The following is a 20,623-nucleotide window of genomic DNA, read 5'->3' on the forward strand; positions in this document are numbered from 1 at the left end:
GACTATCAAGACGGGGACCTGCGTGAGACAGTCAGCTTAGGCCGACCTATTTGCTAAGCCGAATGGTTTTGGCCAAATGCCGTCGCATGAAAAAGGAGAGAGGCATGAAACCGGGAAAGGTCTGGGCTGGAATGACCCTTGGTGCGTTAATGTTATGGTGGAACGTTGGTTTCTCTATCGCGGAGCCCGAACATTCTGCCGCACACAGGCTGGAACATGAGATGCCGAAGGCCTCGTTGCCAAAGCGTATGGCATTGGATCTTCCCCAGGCCGCACAAGAGGGTCTCAAGTTGACGATGCGAGAGCATCTTGAAGCCCTTGAAGCCATCGTTGGCGCTTTAGCGCGAGAAGACTTTGCCAAGGCCGCTATCCTGACAAATGAGGAACTGGGTTTCCCGAAACACCATGTGGCCATGCAGCGTGAGCAGGGTGCCATATTCCCGCCTGAATACCATGAGCTGGCTATGGCGCATCATCAAGCTGCAGAAGCCATGGGCGAAATGATCCCGACCAAAGACCTCAAGCAGATTCTCCCTCATCTCGAGCAGACCATCCACGCCTGCGTGAAATGCCATCAAGTCTTTCGCTTGCAGGATTGAATTGTGAAAATTTGATAATACTCTCCCAACAGTGGACGAACTCTGTGTGCTTGTAGTAGCCCCTAACCGGTTTGTCATTCGGAACCCATGGCGAAGAATCTGTGCCTAGGTTGAGAAGCCCCAAGTATCAGCGAGCTTATTCCGTATACTCAGGATGACATTGCCTTTCAGGTTTTGTTTATGAACAGCATAGAGTTTATTGTGAATTGTCTGGCAAATATAGATCAGATTTTTACAATTCAGGCAAGAAATTCCCATAATTATTGTTTCTCTTGAGTGTTAGGATTAGAATCCTCTCCTTATTGTGTTATGCCTGCCGAATATTGACAGGTATCTTTTTCCAAGCCTTCCACAAATACGCAGATTTCCTGATGAATAGCCACTACGGATATGCCATCCTGGCCAGTCTTCTTGCGGCCGGGGTCACGACCACAGGTCTCTATGTCATTCGTCGGTTTGGAGCATGGGGACAACATAATGCCTCCTATTTTTCCTGTTTCGCAGCCGGGGTACTGATCTCGGTGGCCTTTCTCCATATCATTCCTCAAGCCCTCCACATGAATGAGCAGGCTCCGGTATATTTGCTGGGAGGCTATCTGGCCTTCCATCTGCTCAACCGATTCATTCATGCCTATGTCTGCGATAGCACTCCCGACACAGCCATTGGACTGATTCCTCTGCTCGGGATTGGCCTGCATTCGACATTGGATGGGGTGGTGTATGCCATCACGTTTAGCGTCAGTGTCTTAACCGGAACGTTAGCGGGTATTGGAATGGTCCTGCATGAGTTTCCGGAAGGAATCGTCACCTATGTATTGTTACTTCGCAGCGGGTTCACTCCGAAAAAGTCATGGCTGTTGGCCTTTCTGGCTGCGGCTCTTACCACACCGATTGGGACATTGTTGGCAATCCCCATCATTCATCAAATCAATGAGTCCATTCTTGGCGCGCTGCTGGCGGTTTCAGCTGGGGCATTTGTCTATGTCGGAGCCACGCATCTATTGCCCTTAGCCGAGCGGGAAGACCGTCCCTACAGTCTGGCCGCCATGGGAGCCGGCGTTCTAGTCGCCCTGGGCATCATTCTCACTCACGGGTAATTTAATAAAATTCTCACGAGACTCGGCCCGGAAATTGTCCAGCCGGCTCGGTCGCCAGCCTAATCTATACTTTATTCAATGCCTTGGTTAGGATTTGTTTCAAAGAGGAAAAAAGGGGAGGGATGAGAATGGGTTAGCGAGTAATTTTTTCGGGGATTAGGATAGGAGTTTTTCTGCGCATAGTTAGGTTTTTTACCAGATGCATACGAAAAGACTTCTCGGAAGCCAGACTCGGTATACATCCTGAACTAGGGATTGCCAGAGGCTTACAGCATGGGTGTCGAGATAAGCAAATCGGCGCATTTTCTGTGGGCCCCATTGTTTGTGTTAAATCTGTCTGTTCTTGCACAGGCTGAGGCACCGCTTGCCAAGATCTCAGAAATTGACGGAACAGCCCACCTCATTGACGCCCTTGAATTCTTGAAAGAAGAGGAAAGTGTCAGTATTGCTTCCCGCTACGAACAGCCAATCTCAGAAGCTCCGTCCAATGTGTATGTGATTACTGATGAGGACATTCGTCACTCGGGCGCCATTGATCTGCCCACCATCCTCCGCCGTATTCCCGGTATGGAGGTCATGCAGGTGACCGGTGCAGATTTCAATGTGAGTGCTCGGGGCGACAACCAATTGCAAGCCAATAAGATGCTAGTGATGGTGGATGGACGGGTCATTTATAACGATGCTCTAGGCATTGTGTTCTGGAAATCTATTCCCGTCGTCCTCCCTGAGATACGGCGTATTGAGGTGCTGAAGGGACCGGTTTCCGCCGTATATGGATTTAACGCCTTTGACGGGGTGATCAACATCATCACGAAGTCGGCTGAGGAACTTCGGGGAACCATCGCCCAGTTTGGGGGAGGGGAACTTGGAACTATCAGCAGTGCGGTAGTCCACGCTGGCATTATCGGGAAATTTGATTATCGCCTTTCATTCGGGCGTGACCAAACCCAAGAATGGAGAGATCGGGATCACCTGGCCTTCCGATCGAACAAATTTAATGCCCAGACTCATTACATATTTCCGGACATTTCCCAACTTACGATTTCAGGCGGGTTGGTCGATACCAACCGGTTTGATGGAACCCTATTCGACGCGGACCTCCAAAAGGGCAGGCCCAAACTCGGATATGCTCAAGCTATCTATGAGAAGGGTAATTTTCTTCTTCGTGGTTTTTGGAACATTATAAATGACTCCGTTGGAAGCTCGAATGTTCCGCTCCAACAAGGAGTTCTGGTGCAACTCGCCGATCCGAACGGCAAGGTCAATAATATTCCGATTACCTCGAATACCTACAACTTCGATGCTCAGCATGCGGTGGAATTGATTCTGAACCACCGGGTAACCTATGGGATTAATTTCCGCCATATCACCCTGTCGAGTCCAGCATTCAACGGATTCAACAGGGAGAATCGGTTGGGATTGTACGTCCAGGACGAATGGAAAATCATCCACAATCTTACAACTGTCGTGGGAGTGCGGTATGACATGGATAATCAGATTCATCCCACAGTCAGTCCACGGATGGCCTTGATGTACACGATTCTTCCGGGTCATACCCTTCGAGCCGGAGTAAGCCTGGCCTATCGACCTCCTCCGCTCGTGCAAAGCCATGCTTCGGCATTGGTCGTGGTCACTCCGCCTCCGCCATCCCCGGCACCTACGCCGGTTCCCTTTGACGGGTCAGGTAATCTCAAGCCGGAAAAGATCGTGTCGTATGAAGTTGAATATCAAGGATGGTACTTTAATCATCGCTTACGAGCCCGATCTGCGCTTTTTTTTAACCATATCTCTCAATTGATCAGTCCAGAGTCCACTGCCACATTCGCAACATTTGGTAATGCTTCAGGACATGCCGATATTTATGGTGGTGAGGTTGGGTTTGAATTTCTCGCCACACAGTGGTTGTCAGGATTTGTCAATTATGCCTACGAGCGAATCGACCAGTCGTTCACCGGTCTGACCCGTCGCTCAGTTCCCCGATCAAAGGTGAATGTTGGGGTGCGGGGTGAGTGGAATAACGGGCTCAACGGTGAGGCCTCCTTTCACTTTGTCAGTGAGGCCACCTATCCGATTACCACATTTTCCCCGGGTTTACCAGCAGGCACAACCATCCCCGTGAGTGTGGGAAGCTATAACCTACTCAACCTAAGGGCCGGCTATAAGTTTTGGCGCCAAAGACCTCCAACGGAATACCTTCGGGAAGCGGAAGCGAGCATCTCTGTGTTTAATGCCCTCAATGACAAACATAAGGAACATCCGTTGGGTGATACCATTCGCAGCCGTGTGATGGGATGGATCACGCTCAATTTCTGAAGGGGGACGTTAACCACTGCAGAAGGATATGCAGTGATGAATAGACAACGGTGGTCCATTCCTGATGCTATAGGCGGAGGAAGTGAATTGTGGCCAATTCCGATTGGGTGGTATTGGATGAACCTGCCAACTGGTGGTTGAGGTTATGAGGGGAATCCCAGTGCTCAGGGGGACATATTATGAATAAATGTCCCAATCCCCAAAAAGTGACGAGTTTGCCTTAGTGGGGAATTCCCTTTAGCCCTGGGGATTGGAGTCCAATAATTCAATGGCTCTTCCTCATTGCCTCGCTCGATCTGTGAGTAGGGCGTCATGGTAAACTTAATGCCAATGACGCCATTTCTTTTTCCTACGTTTATTAACGGCCACAATAATGAGTTCACTGATGATCAATACACCACTTCATCCAGCTCATCCAATCCGTATCGGTCATCGGGGTGCGGCAGGCCATGCCCCGGAGAATACGCTGGCTTCTCTGAACCTGGCTATTAAATTGGGTGTCGACATGGTTGAGTTTGATGTCCGGCGGACGGCAGATGGAGCGCTGGTCCTCCTTCATGATGACTTGGTTGACCGGACGACAAACGGAAAGGGAACTGTCGAGAATTTGTCGCTCAGCGTACTTCGGGAATTGGATGCGGGCGGGGGCGAAAGGATTCCTCTCCTTGAAGAAGCGCTCGCCTGTCTCAGTGGACGGGCCGGTGCTATGATTGAGCTAAAGGTGAGGGGAATTGCTGCTGACGTCTGCGCTTTGGTGAAGGCGGCTGACTTTCAGGGGACAGTGATTTATGCCTCGTTTTTTCATGAGGAGCTGTTACCGGTAAAAAGGTTGATAGGAGATGCTTTCACATTGGCGTTAATCGAAGACCTGCCCATACCTTACACGGCCTTTGCCACCGCCGCTCAAGCGACCCATGTGGGAGTGGCGTGGGATACTGTGACGCCTCCGCTTGTAAAGGCGTTCCAGGAGCAAGGTTTTAAGGTGTTTGTCTATACGGTTAATGAGCCTGAAGATATTGGCCGAATGAAGCAAATGGGAGTCGATGGGATTATTTCCAACTTTCCCGACCGGATCTAGTCCAGCTTGCACCAAATTGCCTGTTCAGAAAAACTGTCTTGCCTACTAGTTTGGAACTATAAAATCGTAACGCCCAACCAAACCATCCGACTTCTCCCCCGACGTATCGGGGGCATAGTCCACTATCACCCTCTCCAGGTCTATGGTTGTGAGCCCGGCATCCAGAATGACCACATCCATTGGCAGTAATTTCTGGTTCAGTTCATTGTTGGGGATTTGGTCGCCACGGAAATAGAGCTGTGTGACCAGTTTCGGGTGCCCTGGAGGTACCAGTTGAAAGTGTAGGTGGGACGGGCGGTACAGGCCGGCTTGCAGGTCGATAGGATAAAAGCCGGGCACGATGGTTTTGAACCAATAGTCTCCCTGCTCATTGGTGACCGCTTGTCCCCAGTATTGAAAATACGCATCGTAGGTTCGGTGAATGATTTCTCCGGTCGTGGGATGGGGGAATTTCAACATGCCGTTATCCTCTCTGTGGTTATACCGGCCGGAGGCCGAGGCGCTCCACATGATGATTGAGGTGTGAGGTATCGGCTTGCCGCTTTTTGCGCTCAGAACTTTTCCTTTCAAATAAATGACCTGCCCCTTGGCTTTTCCCCTGCGGCCTTTGACAAACGTGAGATCCTGATCGTTCGCCTGACTAATGGGAATGCCGATGGCGTGGTTTTCGCGAATGGCATCGATCGGATCTCCCTCGTCGGGGAAGAAGGGCCCCAGGGTTTGGCGTGGAGTGGGCTCCTTGAGTATTTCTGCAAGGCTGGAGGCGCCACTGAAACCTCCAGCTAATAAGCCGAAGATGCCCATTCCCCGCTTTAACAGGGTTCTTCTGGACAAGCGATGAGGTTCTATTGTCATATGGATTCCTTCTCCACATAAGGAAGTGGCAACACGATGGAAGATGTACTGCTGATGGCAAACAGGTAACAACTCTGGAACGTCTCTGAATTGTTGGTTTCTATGGTCATTTTTTTACATATTCTCGACACATTCCAATATACCATGAAGAAAAATTAAGACTTTAACGGTGAAGGGAAGGTGCGGTATGTTGTCCCAGAATAGGAGAAAGTGTCATGAGTCAATTGGGTTCGTCTATTAACTGGTAGGTCTATAAAATCTTTTCTCTCTCATGGTGAATTCTTGATCCCCTCGCTTTTCGTATTGCCGTGACCGAGCCCTCTTGCAAAATATGTGTTGGAGCATGGCCGCTCAAGGATCATTTTCTTGTCGATTGTGGTCTGACCAGAGCGTTTGTGTTTGAGGACCAGTTTTTTGCCGGATGGACGGTGTTGGTGTTGAAGGAGCATGTTTCCGAACTGTTTGATTTATCCAGAGTGGCGCGCAGCATGTTGATGGAGGAAGTTAGCCACGCGGCGCAGACACTGGCGCAGGTGTTTGACGCGAAGAAGATCAACTATGAATTGCTCGGTAATCAGGTTCCTCATATGCACTGGCATCTGATTCCAAGGCTCAAGACCGATCCCGATCTGTTAAAACCGGTGTGGTGTGTGCCGCATGAGCCCGTAGGGCTTCCCGCTGAACAACTGGCCGAACGGATTCACCTTCTTCGGTCGGCGTTGTGCATCGATCCCACACAATCCCCCTGGTCTTCTTAGCCTTCTCAGGCAAGTTTTCAGCTCATCTCACAGGGGTTTTCGTGATGCCCTGTTCTCCTTCCGCCCCTCCTGTCCGTTCGAAATCCTTGTTTTGGAAATAGGTTAGGAGGTTGCGGTTTCCGACTCCAGTGAATCGATAAGAAATTGCGGTCGCGCCGGCGGGCTGGTTTCGAGCTGTTTATATTGGCAGGGAGGGATGTCATCCTTCAACCGCCTCAGGAGCGTGGGAACTTTCATTTTGGGCGGGATATCGCACAACCAGACGTGCATGCCGGTTTCCAATTCTTCAAAGTGGCGTTTTAATGCAAATCCTGGTTTTTCCATGAAATAGGCAGAAAGAAATCCTGTGATGCCCTGTACGACCCAGGAATGTTCTTTCACATATCGATAACTGACCCGAATTTCTACCATTTCAAGCATGAATTGAGCCCCCTATACAGTGCGGTTCCTCCTGTGGATGGTTCTACCCTACCAATTATGTGGTCTATTAGGAAATTAAGGAAAATCATCAGGAATTCGTCCGCTTCTGTGTTGCCAGGCATTCTTGGATTTGTACCGGTTCGTTCCCACTATGTCCGGCGGGTGGTATCGGCCGGCCTTCATCTTGTTTTCTGTCTCTCCATAGGAGTCATTCCCTAGAAGCTAACGGCATCTATTCATAGATCCCTACTTACTCATGGCGGAGATGACAGAAGGCTATGCGTTATCACCATCGGTGAGGGCGATGGAGGATGGGACAGATTGATGTATGCTGAAACTTTTTCGAGAGCAGGATAAGAAGCAGGAGTAAGCCAAGGGGCTTGGGAGCGGGGGTCGGAGATAACCCGGATGACGAATTAATCCGACCCCCGTGGGTAGCCTAGGCGTTAATCGTCGTCTTCGTCCTTGCCATGCTTGCCTTTTTTGTCACATTCTTTTCCATGCTTTTCTTTGTATTCCTTCATCTTTTCCGCCCGTTTTTCTTGCATTTCCTTCCATTTTTCCTTTTGTTCAGGAGTGAGTTCAGCTTCAATTTTAGCCATGGCCTGTTGGCGCATGTCTTTCATTTGTTGGTGAAGTCCCTCCATCTTCTGGTGTTTTTCCTCAATGATGGGGAGGATCTTGTCTTGCTGTTCTTTCGTAAGATCCAGCTTCTTCGTGAGCTTCTCCAGTTTGGATTTTGGATCATGACTGTAACCATGACCGTCTCCATCGGCCCAGGCTGCTGCGCCAGACAGACTCAATGCGATGGTCAGCATGAAAAGCCCCATCATGCGCGAAACTGTTTGGATGGTTCCCTCTTGGATCATGCGGCGTTGACTTGTCCGATTCATTCCTACCTCCTGTGTGAAAACCAGTAATTGAAAGGGTTAATTTTCTAGTATATCAAATGAAAGAGTGTCTCTGCTTTGCCTGACCCTATAAAAAGTAAGGAGTAAGGGAAAATTCTTAACAATTGTTTTTCTAATTGGTTGCGTTGAATGCCCTCATTTGATGGTTGAAGATCTTTTTTGACGAAAAAAAGACGCTTTAAATGAAACGCCGGCAGTTTGTGGTCTGACACATACAGGGTAGTTCCCCGTTATGGTGTGAGTCGCCATAGTCGAGCGTGAGTTCGGTTCCGGCCTTGATCGGGTGTAAGGCATAAAACTCTGCCCGTTCACCTATAATGCGCATGAAGGTATTGGGTGTGCAGGAATGGTTAATGAACCGGAATCCTGTTGTCTCTTCTGCCCCATCAATTGACTTGCCATTATTTACTTCGACAATGGCAATCCATTTTTGGATTTTCGCCCGTCTTCGTCCTTCCCGTTGGGTGATGCGTTCCCCTTCATACTCACCGATTTTTTGTCTGGGTCGCAATGTTACTTTGGTGAATAAGCCACGGCCCTCAATGGCGCTGAGTTTGACTTCCATCGGAACGGGCCATTTGGTTTTGCAGGCCGAAGCTCTATGAGTTGGAGGCATGGGCAGATGACAACAATACGTTGGAAAATTTCTAGGGAAAGGACTTTCAGAAAACTGTACAAAATGCGAAGTTGGTGAGGCAAGGATGTAGAAGAGATGAAGCGAAAGAAGAGACAGCATCAATTTTCCGGCGATGCGGATTCACTGGATCGGACGGACCGGTCATAAGTCTAATCATTGGTAAAGCCACCGGCGGGTTCACAGAAAATGGATCAAGGTCAATCACCGCCCAGAAACGCATCCTCATCATGTTCCGGCATGAGATTCTCTTCTTCCTCGATGCCTAATCCGCCTTGAAACGATTCCCGGATGGCGACTACCTGTTGATGCGATGGGGTGCCTTCAATCTGCTTCCCGAATCGATCGAGGAACCGATCGCAGAGGTCCAGCCCAAGTTGAAAATATCGGGGCAGGGGGCCTTCGGTGACTTGCTGCCAGGTAATGTAAATGAGGAACTCCTGCAGGTGTCGAGCCTGTGGAAGCTGGGCTCCCAATTCCTGAAGGGTATCAAATGCGCGCTTGGCCTGTGGTCCTTGATCGGTGGAAAATATCGCCTCCGCTTCTAAAACGTCCGATTCAAGATCGCCAAGTTCTCCTTGGTCCTCAGCTTGTTGAAGAGCTTGCAGTGCGGCGATGGCTGGATCAAAATTCATGGAAAAGGCCTTTGTCTGTGAAAATGAGATATCCGAACTTGGGAGAGTGTAGCAGATCCCTGATAAGTTTGCGTATCCAAAATCTGGCAAGGGGAAACGAAATTTTTCCAGGAACAAACCTCTTTACCGAAGGAATGATAGCGTGAGGTAGGGTACTATTCGAGGAGGGAATTGGCTTAATGGTGAATGTACGATCCGATCAACACTATCAGTCTTGGAAGGCGTTCTGCGGGGCCAGGTTGGACTATGTACGGATTTTGGCTGAGACGGTGGAACAGAGTTTTCTCCGGCGGGACACCACTCATCCGATCTTCTGTGGGTGTATCGATTGGCATTCCAGTGTTCATGGCGCCTACGCGTTATTAACGGCTTCACGATTGACCGGACAACATCGCTGGGCTGAAATAGTCGATGCGGCACTCACGCCTGATTGTCTGGAGGCAGAGCTGGCCTCACTCAGGAACGGGGAACTTCATCATGAAATACCCTATGGTTTTTCTTGGTTTTTGAAACTGGCCATAGAACGGGAGCAGGGGTGGGGGAATAGAGACTTGTTACCGTTGGCGGCAGAAATTTCCACACAATTGGAACAATGGATTTTTTCTCTTCCCGCTGGAGAGGTTATTTGTCATTTGAAACAGAGGAACTATGGTAATTTGTCATGGGCCTTGCTGAATTTGTGGAATTGGAGTCAATGGAAGGCTGACCAAGTATTAATCGAAAAACTTCTTAGGTTTACACGAATGTGGGTTGTCCTTCTTGATGAGACCTTGCCTCCTTCATATGACAACGTGACGGATGAGTTTTTTGCGGCCTCTCTGCAACGGACCAGAACCATTTTTACGATTCTTCCCCAAGAAGAATCTTGGCGATGGTTTGAGTCATTTTGTCCAGAGGGCCTTTCTATGGAACCGATCCCCACAGCTTACACGCCACATTCCGCAGGGCTCAACTTTAGCCGAGCTTGGGCATTCTGGACGCTCTTTCAATCCACTCAGGACCTGGCATTTCGTGACTTGTACGTCAATCATATTGTCACGCATATGGATTTGCCGCAGTACTGGCGGGATGACTATCGAAAGCACGGGCATTGGGTGCCCCAATTCGGTATTTATGCTATTGCGTTAAGCTTCGATGAAAGGCTGTTTTAAAACCGCAGCTTTCTCGTTAATAACAAGAAACCTACGGTGACAAGCCACAACCAATTTTTGCCAGTGATGATTCGGGAGGAATGAGGTTGCGGGAGGGGTCTCAGGTTTTCGGATTCATCCCATGGCGTGGCCGAGGAAAATGGGGGTATCGAAGATCGACACATTTCCTATTTGGCTGAAGGAACCCCTAAGTCCTTGCAAATTTTTCTTGCCAAGTTTTCATTAATTTCAGTATGTCTTGGGATAGCTGATCGTTTGTTGAGGTTGGGATTATGCCACCATGAGTGTCGACCTCCTTCTCGTAAGAACTCACATCCCTGAGCGCGCAGGTATCGAAGGAGATCAGTTCTTTTCATACAGGAATTTTTTCTTCTTCAAAGTCGCTTCCCGCTGCTCCTAATGCTTCCTGACGATTAAATTCCACTGCCTCTTTTAAGGTAATTCGAAGGCTTTCGACAAGTTCCTTTCGAGAAGATTCCTGACAATTCACGCCAGGTACTTCTTCAATCCACCCGATCCACCATCCATTTTCTTGTTTGATAATCGCCGTATACGTTTGACTCATGGACTTGCTCCTTTGAAGACGTTCAAAGTGGATGATAAATAGACATCCCTTCTAATCAGAGACTAGAGGCAGTTCCTTGCCTTGTCAATTCTTGTGATTACAGACCAACGCCAATTTTGGACAAAGCCGACTTGGGAGAAATGAGATTGCGGTTTAGGCCGAGGCTCTTGATATCCAACCCCATGGCGAGGCCCAGCAGTTGTGGAAGATGGAGAATCGGAAGATCAATAGAAGTCTGTTCCTGACGGGCGGCATTGGTCTGCATGCCGTCGAGATTGAGATGGCAGAGCGGGCAAGGAGTGACCATGATATCCGCTCCGTGAGATTGAGCATCCCGCGTATGGGTGGCCACCATGGCGAGCGAGTTTTTTTCATTAATGGTCAATATGGGAAACCCGCAGCATCGGGTTTTCCCCGGGAAGTCTACAACCTCTGCTCCTAAAATTTCGATGATCCGTTCAAGAGATTTTCCCCGATCAGGATTCCGGTCGAATTCGAGCGCATCGGTCGGTCGTTGGATATAGCACCCATAAAACGGCGCGGCACGAAGACCGGATAAGGGACGGGTGATATGTTGCCGCAACGTCTCCTCGCCCACGTCTTCCAAGAGAATCCACAGGAAATGTTTGATTGTGGTTGTTCCCCGATAGGTTAATCCTTCTTCCCGGAGCAAGTCGTTCATTTCCTGGAGATAGTGTGGTCGAGTGGTGAGACGATGGTTGGCTTGGCTCATCACCCCCTGGCAGGTACTACAAATCGTCATGATGGGGAGGCCTTGTTGTTCCGCCAGCGCAAAGGTACGGGCGTTCAGCGCATCGCCCAGCCGCGGGTCTTTTTCCTGCAACACACCTGCACCGGTACAGGAGGCAGTTGTCATTTCTGCGAGTTCGATTCCCAATCTGGGATAGACCTGCATGACGGATTGATACAGCTCGGGGCAGGCCCCCTTTGAGACACAACCGGGAAAAAAGGCGTATTTCATCGTGTAATCCTGACCTGTTTAAAGAGCCGTTGAATGTGCTGAATGCCTGGGATCGGACGGTGAAGCGGACCTAATGGGGGGACTTTGCCTTTGAGTAGGGATTGGAGGACCATGGGAATCATGGCGAGTAATCTGCCAATATTTTTAAGGCCGAAGGTTCTGATCGCCAGCATAGGTTCGTCCAGAATGCCTTTATGTTTAATAATATCGGTAAAGACTTCGGCATGGCGGGAACCGCAGGTTGATGGAACTTTTTTCGCCAGGCCTTTTGCCCGCAACGCCATGATCCGGTCCATCGGTCCGACCCCTTTGGGGCAGACCTGAATACATTCCATACATCGGGTGCAATCCCACATGCCACTGGGTTGGTTGAGGAAGTTCAGGCGTTGGGAAGTCGCGGCATCCCGTGGGTCGGCGACGAACCGATAGGCTTTCGCCAGGGCGGCAGGCCCGACGAACGTCTTGTCGACCTCCAGGACAGTACAGTCAGAGACGCAGACGCCACACATGATACAGCTCATGACACCTGAGAGGTGATTCATGGACTCGGGTGAGGCGGTGTATTCGGCCGTGGGAGGCAGCCCTTGTGGTTGGAGCCACGGTTGTATCTGCCGAATCTTTGCCCAGAAAGGCGCCATGTCGGTGACCAGATCTTTAATGACCGGCATATTATTCATGGGTTCAACCTGAATCGTTTCACCTTCCGAGGCCATGGAAATCATTTTGGTTTTACAGGCCAGTGTGGCGTGTCCGTTAATGCGCATACCGCAAGATCCACAAATGGCCCCGCGACAGGAACAACGAAGTGTTAGGGAATCATCAATGGTTTCCCGAATTTTAATGAGTCCATCGAGGACACTGTCGGAAGGATCGATTTCCAGATCATATTCCTGATAGTACGAGGAGGGATGATCGTGTTCCGGATTAAAGCGACGTATGCGAAGAGTGGTGTGCATCAGTGTGGGTAATTCCTCGGCTTGTGCTTACAGTATATCTCCTTTAAGCCGTTAGGGGGTGACTTGTCGTTCGTGCGCGATTCAATAAAAGACATGATCGGATTTTTGGCTCCATTAATAGACGCGAATTTGAGGTTGCCATTGGGTGATGCGCACTGGTAGATACTCGACATGGGGAGGACTGTCTGGCCTATGATACAGCAACACATGTTTGAGCCAGTGTTCGTCATCCCGGTCAAGAAAATCCGTCCGGAAATGGGCTCCACGGCTTTCCTGTCTGGTGAGGGCGCCCACGATAATGGCTTCTGCACAGTCCAACATAAACCCCAGTTCCAGTGCGGCAATTAATCCGGTGTTAAACACCTGTCCCTTATCCTGGATAGTGATGTCTGGCCAACGTGTTTTGAGTGTGGTGATATGGTGAAGGGCCGTCTCCATGCCTTCCTCCTCACGAAAGACCGATACATGCCGGTTCATGGTGGTGCCCATCTCCAGGCGCAACGCCGCCGCTCGTTCCCCCGGTCCTTTCCGTGACACGATGTTAGCCACCAGATGTTTGTCTTTGTCCATGGCGCTATCCGGAATGGTGGGAGGAGGATTCGTATTGGCATACTCTGCGGCACATGTTCCTGCCCGTCGGCCAAACACCACGGTGTCCAACAGAGAGTTCGCGCCAAGCCGGTTGCCCCCATGCAGGCTCACGCAGGCGGTTTCTCCTGCCGCGAAGAGGCCTGGCACGCCGGTCCATTGGCCTTGGACATCCCAACATCGGCCTTCGGTGTCGGTTTTGATGCCCCCCATTTGGTAATGCATGCCTGGCCGGATGGGTAACGGCTCTTCGGCTAAATCGATATTGGCAAAGGTTTTGGCTTCGGCGTAGATTTGTCCGAGACGATCCTGAAGGAAGGCTCGTCCCAAGTGCCGGCAGTCGAGTAGGACGCAACCTTTGATGCCACGCCCTTCATTAATTTCAATTTGTTCCGCACGGGAGACGACATCCCGCGAAGCCAGTTCCAGCATATTGGGCGCATAACGCTCCATGAAACGCTCGCCCTTGCTGTTGAGAAGGTAGGCCCCTTCTCCCCTGGCGGCTTCCGTAATTAAGAGGCCCTTCCCCTTTAGCGTTGTCGGGTGATATTGCACCATTTCCATATCCATTAAGGGGGCGCCAGCCCGATAGGCCACGGCCATCCCATCGCCCGTGCAAATCAAGGCATTGGTGCTGGGTTCGTACACACGGCCTAAGCCGCCTGTGGCCATGATCACGGATCTGGCTCGAAATAGTGCGAATGTTCCGGTGCGAATTTCAAAGGCCACCACTCCCGCACACCGTCCCTGGTCGTCTTTCACGAGAGAGGTCACAAACCATTCTTCGTAGACGGGAATTTTAGCCTGCATGGTTTGTTCATACAGTACGTGCAGCATAGCCTGCCCGGTAAAGTCGGACACGAAAAAGGTTCGTGCGCGTTTCTGTCCACCGAATCGGCGCGTACCGAGGTGCCCTTCTTCATTGCGGTTAAAGATCACTCCCATATGTTCCAAGGCGATAATATCCTGGCCGGCTTCTTGGGCGAGAACCTCAACGGCGTCCTGGTCGCTTAGATAATCACTGCCTTTCACTGTTTCGAAGGCATGGTCTTGCCACATGTCACCCCGGTCCGTCAGGGCGGCGTTAATACCGCCTTGTGCGGCATTGGAATGACTGCGCACGGGGTGGACTTTGGTTAGAAGGGCGACAGAAGCCCCTTGGTTATGCGCGGCAATAGCGGCGCGCATGCCTGCCAGGCCGGCACCAATGACGAGCACATCATAAGAAAAGGCAGAGTTCATCATTCTCAAGTACTGATGCGTGGCACTTGGATCCCACAGCGATGACGACGGTCGGGTTCGTGACCCGACTAGGTGGAAATATTCTCACGGGTCTCCACTGATTGATAAGAACGATGGCGGGGGCCTTCATAAATTTGATCAGGCCGGAACAAGTGATTATCCTGGTATTGTTCAAAACAGTGTGCTAACCACCCGGCCACCCTGGCCATCGCAAAGACAGGAGTAAATAAATCGGTATCGATGCCCATACGATGGTAAATGATGCCGGAGTAAAAATCCACGTTGGGCCGAATGCCTTTGGGTCCCACTCGTTTTTCCATTTCCTGTTCAACCGCCCTGGCTAGAGCAAATAAGGAATTGCCATCCGGTCGGTTATCCAATTGTTGTGCGAACTCTTGTAACACGTGAGCGCGGGGGTCCTTCACCTTATATATCCGATGACCGAACCCCATAATCTTTTGCTTTAACGAAAATTTGTGGTCCAGAAATGCCGGAATGGCTTCAATGGTCGCAATCTCCTCCAGCATGTGAATGACGGCTTCATTGGCGCCGCCATGCAACGGGCCTTCTAACGTGCCAATGGCTGAGGCGATTACCGTAAACGGATCAGCCAGCGTGGAGGCGGTCACCAGTCCACTAAATGTCGAGGCGTTCATTGTGTGTTCGGCATGGAGAATCAAGCAGATATCAAACATCCTGGCCATGTCCGGGGCAGGGACTTTTTCGGTGAGCATGTACAAAAAGTTTTCGGCGAAGGAAAGGTCGTCACGGGGTTGGATCTGCTCATCACCATGACGGAGACGGGCAAATGCTGCGACGATGGTGGGGAGTTTGGCGATGAGGCGGACGGCGGTCCAATACCGGGTGTTGTCATCCCGGACATCGGGTACCGGATAAAACATGCCCAGAGCGGCAACGGCCGCTTGCAAGGCATCCATCGGGTGGCCATGCTCTGGGAGGCATTTCAGGAGATCGGTGATGCGATACTTAATCCGGCGATGGTGAGTGAGGTCCTCGTGAAACCGGGCGAGTTCGGCTTGAGTGGGAAGCCGGTTGAATAATAATAAAAATGCTGTTTCGGTGAAGCTGCTTCGGGTAGCAAGTTCCTCAATGGGGATACCACGATATTCCAGAATCCCCTGGACCCCATCCACATAACTAATAGTTGATTTTGCCGCAGGAACCCCTGCTAGGCCTGGCAAATAATCTTGCATGTCACCTTCTCTCTCTCTCTTTGATGTTACATCCGTATACTTGCGAATAATTTAGTATACCGTGCCCGTGAACTCCACCCCAACTTTCCTGGTTAATTTGCTATACTTTTCCTGGAAAATCAGGATGACCCGAAGTAATAACCGTGAGAAAGACGAATATCATGAGTTCTCGTTTGGTGTAATCTTTAATTTCAAGAAAGGGGATTTGAGTATGCAGGGTTTCAAAAACTTCATGATGGTCGTGGGATTGGTGGCTCTTGTCACGTGGGGGACGGGCAGCTTGGCTGGAGCTGACCCCGAGAGTGAGCACAATCCCCATGGGAAGCAGCCTCATGCGGGAATGGGGTATGGGAATGGCGATCATGAGGGTATGGGTCGGCATGGCGGTCTTTCAACCTTGGCCATGAAGGAGCAGTTGGGTCTTTCCGATGAACAGGTGAATCAGTTGCGTCCGCTCGAGCTGGAGTATCGGAAGACCATGATTCAGAATGGGGCCGATTTACGGGTTGCCATGATGGATTTGGGGATGTTCACGGATGCGAAGAAAACGGACAGGGCCGCGATTGCCGGCAAGGTCGATGAAATTAGCCTGTTGCAAAAAAAGATGATGGTGTATCGTGTTGAGGTTCTTCTAAAAGTTAAAGAGGTGTTGTCTCCAGAGCAATATGAGCAATTCCGGTCACGGCTGCGTGTGCAAATGGAGGGGATGGCGCACCATGGAGGGGGAAAACAAGACGTAGAAGAACACCATGGCAAGTATCCAGGCAAATCTCATGGCCATGATGGTGAGATTGAGAAAAACCATCCCTGAATAGAGGAGTGTTCCTCTTGATGAGATCTCCTTGGGTTTCTTACGACCTGAGAGTGAGGATCGACGTTTGAGGTCATTGAGCAAGGCATTGATCACCTAGGTCCCTTCTTCCAATCGGAGAAGGGACCTGGCGTTATTTCAGAATCCCCCAAGCTGCATTTATCTCCCTACAGGGTGTTAGGGAAAGTTGTAGGCGATTACCTGCACATCTTAATGCCAGACCTGATGCGGATTGCCACAGGAAGACTCCTAACCATTTGATGTTGTTCATGAATAAAAACATGGCATGGGAGGGAATGAGCCTTGCAATGTCTATATATTGAGTAAGGTCAGCAATGGCACACGATACTGTACTTCGTCGCATTTTTTTATTGGTTGCGGAAGGAGGCTGTCATGAAATCATTGACTAAATTTAGCGTCTTGTTATTTGTGATGGGCTGCCAAGGAGTTGTGCCGGTTTTTGCGATGGAGGGGGAACCGATGGCTCAAACACCTGAGGTTCGACAGGAATTACAGACGAATTCGCCGACAACGACGGCACGGTATAGGAATGTCGAAGGGAAGCTTCAGGCCATCCAGGGAGATATGTTTATCATCGAAGGGGCGTCAGCCGAACAACAGGTTAAAATCCAGGTGGGGAAAGATACTGCCTTTCCCAATGGGCAAAAAGAAGTCGGGCAAGCCGTTAATGCCCTGGTCTCGGCCCAGGATGGACATGCGTTGATTATTCAATAACAGACAGCTCGGGACTTCGCTGCCCTAGGCTGAAGGTATGAGGTAGAATTTTATGGGAAGAGAGCATCGGGTAGGGATTTAAATATTATCCTCGATGCCATGAATGCGGGAAGGGTGAACATTTCAGAATTATTCACTTTGTCACTTGGGGGAGTCACGGTGTGTGGTTCGAAGTGTTCGTCCTTCCGCTAATTTTACATTGATAGGTGCATGATAACAAATTATTGGAGAGAAGGCCAATGATGAAATGTGACACGTGCTATCAAGAATATACTGCTTTTGATTTCGTCACTCTGCGGAACCTTTGCGAACATGTATATTTGGATTCCCTCGCCCAGAAGCAGAATCCATCTTTATTCAAGTCAGATAAGCCTGTTTCCCGGTTGAACATGCATCAACCGGTCTGACCGAGGCCTGCTGCGGCCCCGAAGATCAAAATGCTTGGGACCTAAGAGGGCATTAGGGGCAGGATCTGCCGTGTGTTTGCTCTTCTGCGTGGTAAGAGCTTCGAACAAGCGGGCCGGATTCTACATGCTGAAATCCTAAGGCCATTCCTTCCTGTTTGAATTCTTCAAATTCCTCTGGAGTATAGTATCGCGAAACCGCCGCATGCTGAAGAGTCGGCTGAAGGTATTGGCCGATGGTCAGAATGTCACAATCTACTTCCCGAAGATCCCGCATTACCTGCCGGATTTCATCGTTTGATTCCCCTAACCCTGCCATCAGTCCGGATTTAGTTCGCCCTCCCATGGTTTTGGCCCATTGAAGAATCCGGAGCGATCGCTGGTATTTCCCCTGTGGACGAATTGAAGGGAAGAGACGAGGGATGGTCTCAATATTATGGTTCAAAATATCCGGATTGGCCTGCATGACTCTTTCCAGATCAGTCTGCTCGCCCTGAAAATCAGGGATCAACACTTCCACGGTGCAGGCCGGATTGTCATGTCGGATTCGTTGAATGGTCTCCGCAAACAATGTGGCCCCTCCATCGGGGAGATCGTCCCGATTGACCGAGGTTACCACTGCATGCCGGAGTTTTAGGAGTTTAACGGCATCCGCCACCCGCTGAGGCTCTTCCCGATCCACTGCGGACGGGCGTCCCGTGGTCACCGAGCAGTAATGGCAACGCCTGGTGCAAATATCTCCAAGGATGAGAAACGTGGCCGTCCGATTATTCCAACATTCCCAAATATTCGGGCATCGTGCCTCTTCACAAATGGTATGCAGTCGATGCGTATCCATCAGTTGACGGATTTCCTGGTAATGGGGTCCAGGCCGGAAACGGACTTTGAACCAGGGAGGAAGGTTTCTTCTTCGGGAGGGCTTTGCGGAAGAAGAGACGGACGAAATTTCTGAAGTAGGGATGAATGTCATGAGCCTCTTGGAGTTTATGGTGACCTGTGAATGTGTCCTAAAGTGGCTTTGAGTAGGGGATGCATCCGACAGGTATGTCTCATTCTAACATGTGAGTATAAGGATGCCTACATTTTCCAAAAGATCTGCCGATTCTAAAGGAGCGCGGGGAATCTTGTACCCTATGGAGGGCTGAAGTCAGCGGAGGGGTAGCAGATGGGTGGCTTTGTCAAGATGTCAAGCTGGCTCAACAATCATGGGAGAGAAGTGGTTTGCCCAATCAATGGCTTCCACATAGTATTCTCGAATCGCGCTAGGAGGGAGTTGGAGCTTTTTGAGTTCTAACCACTGGCCTTTCTCGTAGGCTTTCACGCTGCTCAATGCCGCTCCCATTGGTCCCTTCTCCAGGATTAAGGCTTCAAGAATGTCGTCCGGGAGGGGAAGGGTGCCGACCAGTTTTTCCATGGAAGATCCGTATAAGGCTTCTAAGACCGAAAGAAGGCCCATGGTGAAATATTTTTCCGGGGAATCGGCGCCAAGTTGCTGTCCTAGTCTCTCACACATTTTTGCTCGCACCAAGGCGATCACCAGCATTTCCATCGGTTGGTCTTTCCCTATGGCCATCACAATGAGAGAAGCCCAGGTGCGTATCCGGTCGATGCCTACCATACAGGCGGCTTGCTCAATGGACTCCACCCGCCTGGGAAGTCCGACAGAGGCCGAATTTACATATCGAAGAATCTTGTAGCTCAAAGAAAGGTCGTTTCGGATAAATTCGACCAGACATTCAAAGGAGATATTCGGGTCCTGAATTTTCCCTAATAATTCCAGAAGAGCTATACGATTTCCCGGAATTTCACGCCCTCGAATGATATCTGGGCGATAAAAGAAAAACCCTTGAAAATAAAACATCCCAAGCTGCTTGCAGGCCTCAAAGGCTTCTCGTGTCTCCACTTTTTCGGCGAGAAGACGCGCGCGGTAATCCCGGATTTGCCGAGTCTCTTGTTGTAATTGTTCGGAGCTTTTTCCTAAGACATCGATTTTTACAATATCGGCCAATTCCAGAAACGGTCGAAAGCGATCATGGAAGACAAAATCGTCCAAGGCAATGGTATAGCCCTGCTGAGAGAGGGATGCTATGGCTTCAATGACTTGCTGGGTGGGTTCCACTGTCTCCAAAATTTCCAAGACCACCCGGTTTTTTGGGAGAGCCTCACAGTATCTATCTAATAAAAATTGTTTGGGAATATTCAAAAAAGCCAGATGGGTTCCCACCACATGCTCCAGGCCAATATCGAGATAGGTATTTAAGAGGACCTGGGCGGTGGCGATTTCTTCATTATGGATAATGGCTGAGTCGGATTCACAGTTTCGATACAAGACCTCATAGCCAATGGTTTTCAGATTCGGGCCTAAAATTGGTTGGCGACCGACGAGAATATTCCCGTAATTGGCAATGACGGTGTTCATGGCTAGAGGCGAAGATTAGGGGCTTTGATGTGTATAGCGAAGGAAGGCATATCCGTGGTGATACCTATTATTCTCATTTGCAATTTCCAGGCTGATAGGGGTCTCCTCTCATTATTGTCGGCATTTCACAAGAAAGAATTGAGAAATCTTTGAAATTCATGGAAGTCCACGAAAGAAAGAGGAAGTAGCTTGTTGGATCCGGGAAATCTCATTTTCCTAGGTCGGGGGGCCCAGAATCCGGGGATTGTCGGTTCGT

At 50.0% G+C, this 20,623-nt stretch carries 21 protein-coding genes; 8 read left to right on the forward strand and 13 right to left on the reverse strand.

Annotation, left to right across the window (positions count from 1 at the left end):
• Positions 1–104: 104 nt before the first annotated feature.
• The 4 genes from PJI16_12240 to PJI16_12255 all read left to right on the forward strand — a co-directional run bounded on the left by PJI16_12240 (position 105) and on the right by PJI16_12255 (position 5,087).
• Positions 105–599, forward strand: coding sequence for a hypothetical protein (locus tag PJI16_12240; protein ID MDT3778328.1), 495 nt, complete (start codon positions 105–107; stop codon positions 597–599).
• A gap of 371 nt (positions 600–970) precedes the next feature.
• Complete coding sequence (locus PJI16_12245) at positions 971–1,696, forward strand: ZIP family metal transporter (GenBank protein MDT3778329.1); 726 nt, start codon at positions 971–973, stop codon at positions 1,694–1,696.
• A 273-nt stretch (positions 1,697–1,969) separates the two neighbouring features.
• Positions 1,970–4,009 carry a TonB-dependent receptor gene (locus tag PJI16_12250; GenBank protein ID MDT3778330.1) on the forward strand — a complete coding sequence of 680 codons (2,040 nt, stop codon included), beginning with the start codon at positions 1,970–1,972 and terminating at the stop codon, positions 4,007–4,009.
• A 385-nt stretch (positions 4,010–4,394) separates the two neighbouring features.
• Positions 4,395–5,087 (forward strand): glycerophosphodiester phosphodiesterase family protein, encoded by a 693-nt coding sequence (locus tag PJI16_12255; protein MDT3778331.1) that lies wholly within the window; start codon positions 4,395–4,397, stop codon positions 5,085–5,087.
• Positions 5,088–5,132: 45 nt separating this feature from the next.
• On the opposite strand, the gene PJI16_12260 is transcribed toward PJI16_12255, so the two are convergent.
• On the reverse strand, positions 5,133–5,942 hold the full coding sequence (locus PJI16_12260) for a hypothetical protein (GenBank protein MDT3778332.1): 810 nt from the start codon (positions 5,940–5,942) through the stop codon (positions 5,133–5,135).
• Between the two features lie 395 nt (positions 5,943–6,337).
• Here PJI16_12260 and PJI16_12265 point away from each other — a divergent pair, with 395 nt between their 5' ends.
• A complete protein-coding gene (locus tag PJI16_12265) occupies positions 6,338–6,700 on the forward strand; it encodes an HIT family protein (GenBank protein MDT3778333.1) in 363 nt (120 codons plus the stop codon).
• Between the two features lie 102 nt (positions 6,701–6,802).
• Here the strand turns inward: PJI16_12265 and PJI16_12270 are convergent, their stop codons facing one another.
• The 4 genes from PJI16_12270 to PJI16_12285 form a co-directional block, all read right to left on the reverse strand.
• Positions 6,803–7,120: a hypothetical protein gene (locus PJI16_12270; GenBank protein ID MDT3778334.1), complete on the reverse strand. Its 318-nt coding sequence runs from the start codon at positions 7,118–7,120 to the stop codon at positions 6,803–6,805.
• 446 nt (positions 7,121–7,566) lie between these two features.
• Positions 7,567–8,013: a hypothetical protein gene (locus tag PJI16_12275; GenBank protein MDT3778335.1), complete on the reverse strand. Its 447-nt coding sequence runs from the start codon at positions 8,011–8,013 to the stop codon at positions 7,567–7,569.
• A gap of 196 nt (positions 8,014–8,209) precedes the next feature.
• Positions 8,210–8,596, reverse strand: coding sequence for an SET domain-containing protein (locus PJI16_12280; protein ID MDT3778336.1), 387 nt, complete (start codon positions 8,594–8,596; stop codon positions 8,210–8,212).
• A gap of 269 nt (positions 8,597–8,865) precedes the next feature.
• The gene (locus tag PJI16_12285) at positions 8,866–9,300 is read right to left on the reverse strand and encodes a hypothetical protein (protein ID MDT3778337.1); all 435 of its coding nucleotides are present in this window, start codon (positions 9,298–9,300) and stop codon (positions 8,866–8,868) included.
• Between the two features lie 179 nt (positions 9,301–9,479).
• Here PJI16_12285 and PJI16_12290 point away from each other — a divergent pair, with 179 nt between their 5' ends.
• Entirely contained in the window at positions 9,480–10,451 is a 972-nt protein-coding gene (locus PJI16_12290; protein MDT3778338.1) for a DUF2891 family protein, read from the forward strand.
• A gap of 167 nt (positions 10,452–10,618) precedes the next feature.
• On the opposite strand, the gene PJI16_12295 is transcribed toward PJI16_12290, so the two are convergent.
• From PJI16_12295 to PJI16_12320, 6 genes are all read right to left on the reverse strand, one after another.
• Complete coding sequence (locus PJI16_12295; GenBank protein ID MDT3778339.1) at positions 10,619–10,807, reverse strand: type II toxin-antitoxin system HicA family toxin; 189 nt, start codon at positions 10,805–10,807, stop codon at positions 10,619–10,621.
• Positions 10,804–11,016, reverse strand: coding sequence for a type II toxin-antitoxin system HicB family antitoxin (locus PJI16_12300; protein MDT3778340.1), 213 nt, complete (start codon positions 11,014–11,016; stop codon positions 10,804–10,806). The genes PJI16_12295 and PJI16_12300 overlap by 4 nt, the downstream gene beginning before the upstream one ends.
• A 97-nt stretch (positions 11,017–11,113) precedes the next feature.
• Positions 11,114–11,998 (reverse strand): CoB--CoM heterodisulfide reductase iron-sulfur subunit B family protein, encoded by an 885-nt coding sequence (locus PJI16_12305; GenBank protein ID MDT3778341.1) that lies wholly within the window; start codon positions 11,996–11,998, stop codon positions 11,114–11,116.
• Entirely contained in the window at positions 11,995–12,954 is a 960-nt protein-coding gene (gene sdhB / locus PJI16_12310; protein MDT3778342.1) for a succinate dehydrogenase iron-sulfur subunit, read from the reverse strand. Before sdhB ends, PJI16_12305 begins: the two co-directional genes overlap by 4 nt.
• Before the next feature lie 114 nt (positions 12,955–13,068).
• Positions 13,069–14,787 (reverse strand): FAD-binding protein, encoded by a 1,719-nt coding sequence (locus PJI16_12315; protein ID MDT3778343.1) that lies wholly within the window; start codon positions 14,785–14,787, stop codon positions 13,069–13,071.
• Between the two features lie 65 nt (positions 14,788–14,852).
• Positions 14,853–15,998 carry a citrate synthase gene (locus PJI16_12320; protein ID MDT3778344.1) on the reverse strand — a complete coding sequence of 382 codons (1,146 nt, stop codon included), beginning with the start codon at positions 15,996–15,998 and terminating at the stop codon, positions 14,853–14,855.
• Positions 15,999–16,122: 124 nt separating this feature from the next.
• On the opposite strand from PJI16_12320, the gene PJI16_12325 reads away from it, so the two are divergent.
• Positions 16,123–16,809 (forward strand): Spy/CpxP family protein refolding chaperone, encoded by a 687-nt coding sequence (locus tag PJI16_12325; protein MDT3778345.1) that lies wholly within the window; start codon positions 16,123–16,125, stop codon positions 16,807–16,809.
• Positions 16,810–17,202: 393 nt separating this feature from the next.
• Entirely contained in the window at positions 17,203–17,544 is a 342-nt protein-coding gene (locus PJI16_12330; GenBank protein MDT3778346.1) for a hypothetical protein, read from the forward strand.
• 459 nt (positions 17,545–18,003) lie between these two features.
• Here the strand turns inward: PJI16_12330 and lipA are convergent, their stop codons facing one another.
• Both lipA and PJI16_12340 read right to left on the reverse strand, forming a co-directional pair.
• Positions 18,004–18,918, reverse strand: coding sequence for a lipoyl synthase (gene lipA / locus PJI16_12335; protein MDT3778347.1), 915 nt, complete (start codon positions 18,916–18,918; stop codon positions 18,004–18,006).
• 216 nt (positions 18,919–19,134) lie between these two features.
• Entirely contained in the window at positions 19,135–20,367 is a 1,233-nt protein-coding gene (locus tag PJI16_12340) for an HDOD domain-containing protein (GenBank protein MDT3778348.1), read from the reverse strand.
• Positions 20,368–20,623 lie beyond the last annotated feature (256 nt).

Origin of the sequence: Nitrospira sp. MA-1, from assembly GCA_032139905.1 — a bacterium.
Classification (GTDB): domain Bacteria; phylum Nitrospirota; class Nitrospiria; order Nitrospirales; family UBA8639; genus Nitrospira_E.